Origin of the sequence: Nocardia sp. NPDC051570, assembly GCF_044454005.1 — a bacterium.
Classification (GTDB): Bacteria; Actinomycetota; Actinomycetes; order Mycobacteriales; family Mycobacteriaceae; genus Nocardia.
Window position 1 is genome coordinate 702,964 of the sequence record NZ_JBITDI010000002.1, and the last position, 13,124, is coordinate 716,087.

At 66.1% G+C, this 13,124-nt stretch carries 5 protein-coding genes; all 5 read left to right on the forward strand.

The window, feature by feature from the left end:
- Positions 1-121: 121 nt before the first annotated feature.
- Positions 122-8,527, forward strand: a complete 8,406-nt coding sequence (locus tag ACIA76_RS06875) for an SDR family NAD(P)-dependent oxidoreductase (protein ID WP_397149320.1) — start codon at positions 122-124, stop codon at positions 8,525-8,527.
- The gene (locus ACIA76_RS06880; RefSeq protein WP_397149322.1) at positions 8,524-9,003 is read left to right on the forward strand and encodes a PaaI family thioesterase; all 480 of its coding nucleotides are present in this window, start codon (positions 8,524-8,526) and stop codon (positions 9,001-9,003) included. The genes ACIA76_RS06875 and ACIA76_RS06880 overlap by 4 nt, the downstream gene beginning before the upstream one ends.
- Before the next feature lie 36 nt (positions 9,004-9,039).
- Positions 9,040-9,954, forward strand: a complete 915-nt coding sequence (locus ACIA76_RS06885) for a Gfo/Idh/MocA family protein (protein ID WP_397149324.1) — start codon at positions 9,040-9,042, stop codon at positions 9,952-9,954.
- Positions 9,955-10,080: 126 nt separating this feature from the next.
- Positions 10,081-11,283 carry an exo-beta-N-acetylmuramidase NamZ domain-containing protein gene (locus ACIA76_RS06890; RefSeq protein WP_397149326.1) on the forward strand — a complete coding sequence of 401 codons (1,203 nt, stop codon included), beginning with the start codon at positions 10,081-10,083 and terminating at the stop codon, positions 11,281-11,283.
- A complete protein-coding gene (locus tag ACIA76_RS06895; RefSeq protein ID WP_397149328.1) occupies positions 11,280-12,974 on the forward strand; it encodes a serine hydrolase in 1,695 nt (564 codons plus the stop codon). Before ACIA76_RS06890 ends, ACIA76_RS06895 begins: the two co-directional genes overlap by 4 nt.
- Positions 12,975-13,124 lie beyond the last annotated feature (150 nt).

The following is a 13,124-nucleotide window of genomic DNA, read 5'->3' on the forward strand; positions in this document are numbered from 1 at the left end:
CCTGAAACGGTGCACATCTGTCGACATCGCATGCGCACATCTATGCACATAAATGCATTGACTTGATCTTCTCGCGGTTGTTAGCTTCTGACCATCTGGGCATCAGATACGAGGGGGGAACATGACCTCGAGCGCGATTTCGGAAGCCATCGGCGGGAAATACGAGGGCATCGCCGTCGTCGGGATCGGTTGCCGCTTACCAGGACACGTCGACAATGTCGGCGATTTCTGGCGTCTGCTTCTCGAGGAGAGGGATGCCGTTCGAACGCTGCCGGAGGACCGGTGGTCGGGCGCAGCCTTCTTCGACCGCGATCCGGGCCGGCCCGGATATCTTCGCACCCTATCGGGTGGATACCTCGATGACGTCATGTCATTCGATGCGCATTTCTTCGGCATCACGCCACGCGAGGCCGCGCGGATAGACCCGCAGCAGCGCCTCTTCCTGGAGACGACATGGGAGGCGCTGCAGGATGCGGGAATCGTTCCCGACCACCTCGCCGGCACGAAAACCGCTGTCTACGCGGGGGTCTCGGGTCATGACTACGGACTTATCCAACTCAACCCCGACAACCGTTATCTGATCGACGGCCATACGATGACCGGTGTCACGAATTGCATAGTGGCCAACCGCGTCTCGTACCTTCTCGACCTTCGCGGCCCAAGCATGACGGTGGACACCGCATGCTCGTCCTCGGTGGTCGCCATTCACCTCGCATGCCGCAGTCTTCGCTCCGGCGAAGCGACGATGGCGATCGTCGGTGGCGTCAGCGCGCTGCTCCTTCCCGAGCCGACCATCGGATTCAGCCGGGGAACATTTCTGTCGCCCGACGGCCGGTGCAAATCCTTCAGCCGGTCGGGTGACGGTTACATTCGCAGTGAGGGGTCGGGCACGATCATCCTCAAGCCGCTGTCGGCGGCCCTCGCCGATGACGACCGCATTTACGCGGTGATCCGCGGAAGCGCGACGAACCAGGACGGTCGCACGAATGGCATCACCGTGCCCAGCGAGGACGCTCAGGCGCAGATGATCGTGGACGCCTGTCGCGATGCGGGCGTCGCTCCCTGCGATATCGGCTACGTCGAAGCGCACGGAACGGGTACCGCGGTCGGCGATCCGATCGAGGTACGCGCACTCGGAAAGGCACTGACGCCCGGACGTCATGAGCACGATCCCTGCATCATCGGCGCGGTGAAATCGAATCTCGGGCACCTCGAGTCGGCGGCCGGAATCGCCGGAATCATCAAGACATGCCTCGTTCTGCTGCACGGTGAGATCCCCGCGAATCTGCATACCGACGATCCGATCCCGTTCGACGAACTGGGCCTGCGACTTTCGAGGGTCCGCCGGCCGTGGCCCGAAGGCAGACCGCGCCTGGCCGGGGTGAACTCGTTCGGATTCGGCGGATCCAATGCCCACGTGGTCCTCGAAGGTCCTCCCCGCGAAACGCCGAAATCGCACCCGCACAAGGCAATCGGGCACAGGTCGCCCGAGCCCGTCCTGTTCGCTCTCAGCGCGAAGACCGCCGAGGCGCTGCGGGCGTACGCCGAGGGTTACGCCGATTTCCTGGAGGAGCCCGAGGCAGCGGCAATGCTCTCCGCCGTCGCGTCCACCCAGGCGCTGACGCGGCCTCATTACGACCATCGTCTCGCCATGGTGTGCACTTCCGCGGACGAACTGCGCACCGCCCTTCGGCACGTAGCGAAAGGCACATTCCCCGATACACTTCGACGCGGCCTGAAAGCGCCCAGCACCCCGAAGGTGGCCTTCGTATTCTCGGGCCAGGGCCCGCAATGGTGGGGCATGGCGCGCGAACTCCTCGACGAGAGCACGGTATTCCGGCAGACCATCGAGCGCGTCGACGCCGAACTCGGCGAATACGCCGAGTGGACCCTCGCCGAGGAGCTTCGTCGCGATCAGGCCGACAGCCGGATAGGCCGGACATTCATCGCGCAGCCCGCCCTGTTCGCGGTGCAGCTCGGGCTGGCGAACCTGTGGCAGAGCTGGGGTATCGTCCCTTCGGCCGTCGTCGGTCACAGCATCGGCGAGGTGGCCGCCGCCTGCGTCTCGGGGGCGCTGTCGTTCGAGGACGCGGTGCGGGTCGTCTTCCATCGAAGTCGGGTGCAGCAGAAGGCATCCGGCCGAGGGGGGATGCTTGCCGTGGGCCTGCCGCGCGACGAGGCCGAACGCCGGATCGCCGCGCACCGCGGGCGGGTGGCCATCGCGGCGCTGAACGGTCCGCGGTCGATCACCCTCGCCGGTGACCCCGATACCCTCGAGCAGATCGAGCGCGAGCTGAGCGCGGAGAAGATCGCCTGCCGCGTACTTCAGGTCGATGTGGCATTCCACAGCCATCAGATGGATCCGCTGCAGGACGAGCTGATCTCCTCGTTGTCCGGAATCGCATCGGGTCCCGCATCGATTCCGATGTTCTCGACAGTGACGGGAGACGTCGTTCCCACCGGCGCACTCGATGCCACGCATTGGTGGCGCAATGTTCGCCAGCCGGTGATGTTCGCACCCACCATCGATCGCCTCATCGACGAGCAGCACCTGGCATTCGTCGAATTGAGTCCCCATCCCATTCATACGACAGCCATCGCGGAGCTGCTCGACATCCGGCGAGCCAAGGGTGTTGTCGTCGCGTCGCTGCATCGTGAACACAGCGATCGCGCGACCCTGTCGACTTCCCTCGCCGCGCTGTATGTCACGGGCTTCGACCCGCACTGGGATGCCCTCTTCGACGGGATCCGGGAGCGCGTAGGAGTGCCTTTCTACCCGTGGCAGCGCGAAACCCATTGGCTCGAAACGCCATCGTCGCACAGCCGGCGCTTCCCGCCGCTGAAACATCCGCTCGCAGGGGTCGAAAGCCGCGCCGCGGACGAGCCGGACAAGCATGTCTGGGAATTGGTCCTCGACCCGGTCCGATTCCCCTGGCTCGAGGATCATCGTGTCCAAGGGCCCATTGTCTTTCCGGCGGCGGCGTATCTCGACATGATGCTCGGCTGCGCGACGGACGTCTTCGGTGCGGGTCCGTACTCGGTCGAGGATGTCGAATTCCGCCGACCGCTCGTCGTACTCGACGACCGCCCCGCTCCTGTCGTCCAGGTGATTCTGACCCGGGCGCTGTACTTCTCCGTATTCAGCCGTCAGGATGGCGATGAGAACTGGACCTTGCATTCGGTGGGAACGCTCACGCGCGGCGCCCCCACCGCCGCGCACCCCGGACCGTTCTCGGAACTCGAGACGGACAGCACCGTCGAGGTCCGATCCACGGAGCTGTACGCCAAGCTCCGCGGCGACGGCTTGCTCTTGGGCCCGGCATTCCAGGCGATCGCCGAACTCGCTCACGGCGATCTCGACTCCTTCGGACGGATCGAAACACCGGCGGCCCTCGCGGATGAGGCGCCGCGCCATGCGATCCATCCGGCGGTTCTCGATTCATGCTTCCAGACCCTCTCGGTCGTGATGCGCACCGATCCGGACAGGCTCTATCTACCGATCGCGGTCGAACGGTTCAGCTTTCATACCAAGGCGAGCGGCCGCCTGTTCTGCCACGGGCGGGCACGCGTCTGCGACGACATTCGGTACTGCGAGGGAGATCTGTGGATCCTCGATGAGGACGGCACGCTCGTGGCCGAACTCGAAGGCTTCAAGGGTAAGGCGATCCCGCAGAGCACCGAGCACAGCGGCGCGATGCTGCAATGGCTCTACGAATATCGTTGGCGCCCGGCGCCGGCGCTCACGAAGGTACCCATGCCCGCCGATTTCCTTCCCTCGGAAGCGGCCCTGCGGGCAACGGTCCAACCGCTGATCGACGAACTGCGGAACTCGTCGGTCAATCGCGACTACCACGCCGTGACCGAACCGGAGATGGATCGACTCTGCCTCGCGTATGTGACCGAGGCATTGCACACACTGGGCATGAGATTCGCACCCGGCCGGCGCTTCACGTTGGAGGGGATCGCGCGCGATCTGGGGGTTCACGACAAACACCGGCAATACCTCGGTCGCTTGCTGGAACTGCTTGCGCTGCATGGAATTATCGCCGCCGACGACGACGCGTGGCGAATCCGGGTCGAACCCGCCCGTGCCGATACCGGACGGATTCTCGCTCGGCTGCGCGAGCGGCATCCGGAATGCGAGTACGAGCTCGCGCTGCTCGAGCGCTGCGGACGGGAGCAGGCCGCCGTCCTTCGCGACGACCTCGATCCCGTCGAACTCATCTTCACCGAGCACGAGTTCCCATCGGTCGCCGACCTCTATGGCACCTCGCTCTCGTTCGGGGACAGCAACCGTGTGGTCGGCGAGATCGTCGCGGAGTGTGTGCGAACCCTGCCGGGCGACCGGCCGCTGCGTGTGCTCGAGATCGGTGCGGGCACGGGAGGCACGACCGGCCACATTCTCTCCGAATTGCCCAGCGGCCGTGCGGAATACGTGTTCTCGGACGTCTCCCAGCTGTTCCTCGCCAAGGCGCGCCAGCGGTTCGCCGACCTCGACTTCGTGGACTATCGAATCCTCGACGTCGAGCACGACATCGGCGCTCAGGGCTTCGATCCGCACTACTTCGATATCGTCGTCGCATCGAATGTCCTGCACGCCACCGCGAATCTGCGGACCACCCTCGACAACGTCCGACGCCTGATGACATCGCAGGGACTGCTGGTGATCGTGGAGGCGACGGTTCCGCCGCACTGGGTCGACCTGACATTCGGCATGACCGAGGGCTGGTGGAGGTTCCGTGACCACGATCTTCGGCCCAGCTATCCGCTGATGCCGGAAGGGATGTGGCGAGACTTCCTGCCCACCACGAGTTTCGAATACATCCAGATCTTCTCCGGCACGTCCACGCCGCGGGAGTCCGGCAACGCGGTGATCGTGGCGCGCGGCCCGGCGGTGGACCTCGAGCCCTGTCAGCCGCGCGTCGAGCAGGGCCCCTGGGTCGTCCTGGCGGATGCGGACGGCGTCGGCGAACGCTACCTCACCCTGCTCGGACCCTCCGCCGCCGACAGCGTTGTCGTCACACGCGGCCAGGCCTTCGAACAGGTCGACGCGCGCGCCTTCCGGGTGCGCCCGACGAGCAGTGCGGATCTGAGGCGCGTGCTGGACCGGGTGCGTGCCCACGCCGGAGGTGTGGCGGGTGTATTGCATTTGTGGAACCTGGATTTCGCGGGATCGGATCTCACCACCGAGCTGCTGCCCGCGATGGAAAGCCACGGGGCCTACAGCGTGATCGCGCTGGCGCAGGCGGTCGAGGAGCTGGACTGGTCCACGGCTCCGCGGTTCTGGGTGGCGACAGCCGGGGCACATGTCCTCGATCGGGGGGAGCGCATCGCACCGGCACAGGTTCCGAGTTGGGGCATACTGCGGGTGCTGTCGAGCGAGCACGTCAACCTCCGCTCGAAGATCATCGACTTCGATCCCGCGACGCCGGACACCGGACAGCGAGCGTCCCAGCTCCTCGACGAGCTGCGCGCGCGAACGGCGCACGACGAGATCGCCTTTCGCGCGGGCACGCGATTCACCGACCGCCTCGAGCACGTCTCGCTCGCCGAGTTCGAGACGTCCGTCGCCCTACCCGCCCACGTATCGGACGACATCCCCTTCGCGCTGGCCGCCCCGGCCGAGCCCGGAATCGAGCAGCTTCGATACGAACGGCGGGCCCTGCCTGTCCTCGGCCGGGGCGAGGTCGCGATTCGGCCGCTCGCCACCGGCCTGAACTTCCGCGACGTCCTGCTCTCGCTGGGAATGCTCTCGGAGGCAGCGACTTTCGGAGGGTTCTACGAGAGCGATCTCGGGGTGGAGTGCGCCGGGGTCGTCACGCGGGTCGGACCCGATGTCGAGGGACTCGTCCCGGGCGATCGCGTGGTCGCCTTCGCCCGCGGGTGTTTCGGCTCCCTGGTGACCACCGATTCCCGGCGGGTTTTCCCCGCGCCGCCGAACCTGTCGGCCGTCGAGGCCGCGACGCTGCCGATGGCGTATCTGACCGCGTGGTACGCGCTGGTGGACGTGGGCCGACTCCGCCCGGGCGAGCGCGTTCTCGTGCATGCGGGCGCCGGCGGCGTGGGACTCGCCGCGGTCCACATCGCGCAGACGATCGGCGCGACGGTCATTGCCACCGCCGGAACCGAGCATAAGCGGGACTACCTTCGATCCTTGGGTGTCGAAGCGGCCTTCGACTCCCGATCGCCCGGGTTCGCCGACGCGATTCGACAGCGTTACGACGGTGTGGACATCGTGCTGAACTCCCTTCAGGGCGAAGCCATTCCGAAGAGTCTCGAGCTGCTTCGCCCCCGCGGGCGGTTCCTGGAGATCGGCAAGAAGGACATCCACGACCACTACAGGCTGGATCTGAAACCCTTCGGCAACAATCTGATCTACGCGGCGATCGATGTGGACCGACTGCTGCTCGAGGATCCGCCGCTGTGCCGCGAGGTCATGACGGCGGTTCTCGAGCGCGTGGCATCGGGCACGCTGCCACCGCTTCCCCATACCGACTTCGATGCGGCCGAGGTGGCCTCCGCGTTCCGATATATGGCCGCCGCGCAGCAGATCGGCAAGATCGTCGTCGAATTCGATTCGGACACAGAGCTTCTCGTCCATCCGGCCACGGTGGATGGCGAGGCGTTCGACAGCCGTGGCACGTACCTGGTGACGGGCGGGCACTCGGGCCTGGGTCTGCGGACCGCCCAATGGCTGGTCGACGAGGGCGCGGGCACGGTGGTGCTGGTCGGGCGGCGGGCGCGGATCGACGCCGAGAACGAGCGGCCGATCGCCGCGATGCGGGCGCGCGGCGCCACCGTGGTGCTCGAACGGGCCGACGTGTCGATCGAGGCCGAGGTCGAGGGACTGCTCGCGCGGATGGCGACGCTACCGCCGCTGCGGGGTATCTTCCATGCCGCGATGGTGCTCGACGACGTATCGCTGACCACGATGACCGAGGAACAGTTCCTTCGAGCCGTGCGGCCGAAGATCGACGGCGCGTGGCATCTGCACAACCACACCCGCGACCTGGACGCCTTCGTCCTGTACTCGTCGATGAGCTGGTACATCGGAACGCCCGGACAGGCCAATTACGCGGCGGCGAACGGGTTCCTGGAAGCGCTGGCCGTACATCGACGCGCGCTCGGACTGCCTGCCCTGACGATCAATTGGGGGCCCATCGGCGAGGTGGGGTTCATCGCGCGCAACAGGCTCGATCTGCTCACCCGGATGGGTTGGACGGCGATCTCACCCGAGGACGCGCTCGGCTTCCTCGGGAGATGTCTGGCGCTCGGTATCGGCTGCGCCAGCGTCTTCGGCGTGGACTGGGAGAAGATGAGTCAGGTGATGCCGCCGTTCCGCACGTCGCCACGGCTTGCTCATCTTCCCTTGGAGGCCACCGGCTCTGCCACCGCCATCGATACCGGGAGTCTGCGTACCGAACTCCTCGAGCTGCCGCGCGACGCGCGCGAGTCGCGGCTGGTCGAGGCACTGTCCCGACAGATCGCGCGGATCTTCGATATGCCGCCCGATCGCCTGGCGCTCGACGTCTCCCTGACCGATCTCGGCATGGATTCGCTGATGGCAGGCGAGATTCGCAACGCGCTGGCCAAACATCTCGAGATCGACTTTCCGGCCATGAGCCTGATGCGCGGACCGACCCTCGTCGAACTCGCCGCCGAGGTTCTCACTCGGGTCCATGGCACCGCTACCGCAGACCTCTCCGTATCGGCGATGCGAACCCTCGGGCCGCAACGCTGGATTCGGATGCCGAAAGGCCGATCCGCTACGGCGTCGCTGCGCGTCTTCGCGCTGCCCTTCGTCGGCGGCGACGCCTCCGTCTTCACCTCATGGCCCGATCATCTGCCCGGCACCATCGAGGTCATGGGAATTCAAGCCCCGGGCCGGGAGATCCGCATCGATGAGACTCCGATCGACTCGATATCGGCCTTCGTCACGGAGCTGGCCGAGGCCGTGGCGCCCTACCTCGACAGATCCTTCGCGATCTATGGGCACAGTATGGGAGGTCTGCTCGCCTATGAACTCACCAAACACCTCGAGCGCCACTATGGCGAAGTGCCAACGAAACTCATCGTCGCGGGATGGCCCTCGCCCGCACTGGTCGAAGAGTACGCGCGGAGCCTGAAACATATCCCCGACAGCTATGCCACCGACGCCGTATCGGCTGCCGAGGCGCTCGAGGTGCTGCGGGCCAACGGTCTGTTCACCACACCCATCGACGAAGCCTCGATCGAGCCGATGATTCCGTCGCTGCGGGCGGATCTGAAGATGCTCCGCGACTATCGCTTCGAACACGCCATCACGGTGCGTGCCCCGATCACCGTCCTCCACGGAGCCGACGACCCGCTGTTCGAGATCGACCGGCTGCGGGCATGGGAACATCTGACGAGCGGAGGGTTCTCGCTCGTCACCGTCCCCGGCGACCACCTGTTCATACGAAACCCGAGCGCGCACGTGATGCATACGATCGCCCACGAACTGTCCACCGGGACCAACGATGACGACGCAGGAGCCCACCACCCATGAGCGATGACGCGATAATCCAAGGGCACGAACAGATCCTGGCGCACACCCTCCCGCTGTTTCGCGACTATCCGATCCCGCCGGAAGTCGAGCTCGAGCTTCCCCCACCGTCGACGAAGACCTTGGATATCCGGTTCGAAGAATACGTCCCCGGCCGGTCATTGACGGCGACGGCGACGGCGGCCGCGCAATACGGCAACGCCGTGGGCACGCTGCAGGCAGGGATCCTCTCCGCGATGCTCGATGACGTCATCGGACCGCTCACCTTCCTGACCGCGCGCGGTCTCACGACATGTATGGAGATGACGACTCATTTCCTCCGCCCGGTACGCATCGGAGACCGGCTGAGGTTGTCCGCCATGGTGCGCAAAGCCGGAAGAACGGTCATCTTCGTCGCCGCGGAAGCGCATACCGGAGACGACAAGCTGGTGGCCACGGTCATGTCCACCCAGCAGGTCGTCTGGCCACCAGCTCGATAACCGGTACCGCATTCGCCCTATGGCAAGCTGGCCCGTGTGAACAGGGACCTGCTGCCGGTGGCAGTGATCGGGCTCGGTGATATTGCCGAGAAGGCGTACCTACCGGTGCTGGCGGCCGAGCCGGGGCTGGATATCCATCTCATGACACGCAATCGGGAGACATTGGATCGGGTCGGGGATCGGTACCGGTTGCCGAATCGGCACTCCACCCTGGACTCCGTCGTATCCGCCGGTGTGCGTGCGGCTTTCGTTCATGCGGCCACGAGCGCACATGTCGAACTCGTCGACGCCCTGTTGCGCGCGGGCATCGACGTCTATGTCGACAAGCCGCTCGACTACACGCTGGACGGGTCGCGGCGGTTGGTCGAACTGGCCGAGACCCGGGAGCGCAGTCTGATGGTCGGCTTCAACCGCCGGTACGCGCCCGCCTACGTCGAGGCGGCGCACCGCGGGGGCTCGCTGATCGTGTTGCGGAAGAATCGCCATAACCAACCGGCGATCGCGCGCACGTTCGTCTACGACGACTTCATCCACGTCGTGGACACACTGCGTTTCCTGGCGCCCGATCAGGTCACCGATGTCCGGATAGGTTTTCGCAAACGTCCCGGCGACGGACTGCTCGAGCACGTCGTTCTGCAACTGTCGGGTGATGGCTTCACGGCCCTGGGGATCATGGACAGGTGCAGTGGCGTCACCGAAGAGGTTCTCGAAATCTCAGGCGGGAACGGCAAATACGAGGTTCTCGAGCTCGGCGACACGATCGACTATCGCGATGGCATTCCGGCCGTACACCGCCATGACGGCTGGACTCCCGTCGGCCGACAGCGCGGCATACAACACGCGGTCGACCATTTCCTCGATGCGGTCCGTTCCGGCCGGAGAATCGACGCCCGGGACGCCCTGCGCACCCACGAGATCTGCGAGCAGATCGTCCACGAAACCGAACGCTAGCGCGCCGCCACTGGAAGGACCTGCCGCCCAACACCTTTGCCGACGAACCCCGCGGCGGGGCGAATCGGAAGACCGGCCGGGTCATGAGGTCTTGACCGGCTGTGCGTGCCGTGGGAATCTCGGGCTGTGGTGCAGACCGGCTTCGACCGCTTCGCTGCCGACGGATACCAGTTGGTGGCCGGTAAGAAGTTCGGGATCATCGCCAACCCCACCACGATCGTGCACGACCTCACCCACGAGGTCGATATCATGCACGCCGCGGCGAATGTCGAGCTCACCGCGGTATTCGGCCCGGAGCACGGCTTCCGCGGCACCGCTCAGGCCGGGGGCGGGCAGGGCGCCTACACCGACCCGAAGACCGGGCTGCCGGTCTATGACATGTACGGCATCGGCTTGGCCGACACCGTCGCGCTGGTACGGCAATCCGGGGTGCAGGCGCTCGGCTTCGATATCCAGGACGTCGGCGCCCGGTTCTACACCTACACCTGGACGATGTACCTCGGCCTGACCGCGGCCGCCGTGCTCGGCATCCCGTTCCTCGTGCTGGATCGCCCCAATCCGCTGGGCGGTGTCGCGCCCAGCGGCCCGGTCATGCATCCCGGGCTGGAGAGCTTCGTCGGCATGAAGCCGATCTGCCAGCAGCACGCGATGACGATCGGCGAATTGGCGCTGCTGTTCAACGATCGGTTCGTCCCCGCCGACGCCGGGGGTGCGAAGGCGGAGCTGACCGTGGTCCCGATGCGGGACTGGCGGCGCGGGATGTCCTATGACAGGACCGGGCTGCCCTGGGTGCTGCCGTCACCGAATATGCCCACCCTCGACACCGCGTCGGTGTACTACGGGCTCTGCCTGTTCGAGGGCACCAATCTGTCCGAGGGCCGCGGCACCACTCGCCCGTTCGAGCTGATCACCGCCCCCTACATCGACTACCGCTGGGCGGACACCCTCAACGCCGAGCTGGACACGAACGGCTTGCGCGGCACCAGGTTCCGCGAGGAATACGTGCTGCCGACCTTCGACAAGTACGCGAATACGGTCTGCGGTGGGCTGCAATGCACTGTTACCGACCGTGATTCGTTCGACGCCATCACCGCGGCGGTAGCCATGCTGGTGACCGCCCGGCGCCTGTATCCCGATGCCTTCGGCTGGCAGTACCCGGGGCGCGACCCGCTCTGGGTGGACAGGCTCTCCGGCTCGGACTGGATCCGCACCTCGGTCGACGCCGGGATGGGCACCGCCGAGATCGTGGCGGGCTGGCAGGCCGAACTGGCCGAATTCGCCCGGCTGCGAACGGAATATCTGATCTATCGAGAGGGCGACCCACCATGACATCCGGGCAGATCACGGTCACCACATCCGGCGGCCGGACCCTCGACGAGCTGATACCGGACCACGGCCCGGTGCTGCGCCACGGCACCCCGGATCAGGCGCGGCTGTTGACGCGCTACGCCGACCGGACCCCGGTGGACGCCGCGGCGGGATTGCGACCGGGGACCGGCTCCGACGGCCATCCGATGTACCCCGGCGAGGTCGTGCTCGCCGCCCGCGACGGCGTGATCGCGGAATTCGCCGCCGACGGCTACAACCTGCTCTACGCGAACCAGCAAGGCGACCTGCTGCCCAGCGATCAGCGGATCGAGACCACCACCGACACCATCTACGATCTGGCCTCGCTGACCAAACTGTTCACCGCGACGGTCACGGTGCGGCTCATGCAGGACGGCCGGTTGTCGCTCGACGACACCGTGGTGAAGTATCTGCCCGACTACGCGAGTCACGGCAAGGGCGATATCACGATCCTGCAATTGCTCACCCATACCTCCGGGCTACCACCGGATCCGAACCCCCCGCTGTGGACCTACGCCACGCATGCGGAGAAGATCGCCGCGATCCTGGCCACCGTGCCGCAGTCCCCCGCCGGAACGACCTACCTCTACTCGGACCTGAATTTCCTCACGCTGCAACAGGTTACGGAGACGATCACCGGCCGCACCCTGGACGTGCTGATCCGCGACGGCATCACCGCCCCGCTGGGGATGGCCGATACGATGTTCAATCCGCCTGCCGCACTGAAGCATCGGATCGCGGCCGAGGAGTATCAGACCGTGCCGAACCGCGGCCTGGTCTGGGGTCAGGTGCACGACGAGAACGCATGGGCGCTCGACGGAGTCGCCGGGCACGCCGGATTGTTCTCCACCGCAGCCGATGTGGCCATCTTCGTGCAGACCATCCTCAACGGCGGCGCGTACGGCGACACCCGGATCCTGTCCCGGGAGTGGGTCGTCAAGATGCTGACCAACTACAACCAGGCCTTCCCCGGTAACGACCACGGCCTGGGCTTCGAGCTCTACCAGCACTGGGAGGCAGGGGCGCTGGCGACGCCATACACCTTCGCGCACACCGGTTTCACCGGAACCTCACTGGCCGGCGACCCGACCACCGGCGCATTCGTCATCCTGCTCACCAACAGCGTCCACCCCACCCGCACCTGGGGCGTCCCGAACCCCGAGCGATGCGCGGTGGCCTACGACGTGGCGCGCGCGGTGGCGGTGCGACCGACCACCGACGGCCACGCCTGGTTCGGCGGGATGACCGACCAGACCACGACCAGCCTGCTGCTGCCGATCACGCTGCCCGCGGCCGCCCGCCTGGACTTCGCGCTCTGGTACGACACCGAACCCGACTGCGATTTCCTCTACGTCGAGTCGTCCGCTGACGGCGGCACGAGCTGGAACCAGATCCCCTTCGCGATCACCGGCGACCGCCTGGACGTGACCACACCCGGCCGGATCAGCGGCTACTCGGGCCGGCAATGGCTGGCGGCGTCCGCCGACCTCACCGCCCTGACCGGCCCGGCAACGCTGCGCTGGCGCTACACGACCGATCCGCAGTACCACGGCCGGGGCGTCTACGTCGCCGCGCTCCGCATCACCTCCGGCCCCGAAGTGATCTTCGACGACCGGATCGACACGGACGCAGCGAAACTCGTCCTCGACGGATTCACCGAGACCACCGACTGACGCCGTCACCGACACCCGCCGAATCCGCGGAGTCACCATGAGGGCGACTATCGACAGGCGTACTCCGCCGAGCATTGGTGGCCGCGGGAATTGACCATCACCGTTTTTCACGGAGGTCCCATGCAGTGCCCGTGGTCACCGATCTGCAGA

What these genes read in the sequence shown, in the direction of transcription:
- ACIA76_RS06875 (WP_397149320.1), top strand. Translation starts at nt 122, where the DNA reads ATGACCTCGAGCGCGATTTCGGAAGCCATCGGCGGGAAATACGAGGGC.
- ACIA76_RS06880 (WP_397149322.1), top strand. Translation starts at nt 8,524, where the DNA reads ATGAGCGATGACGCGATAATCCAAGGGCACGAACAGATCCTGGCGCAC.
- ACIA76_RS06895 (WP_397149328.1), top strand. Translation starts at nt 11,280, where the DNA reads ATGACATCCGGGCAGATCACGGTCACCACATCCGGCGGCCGGACCCTC.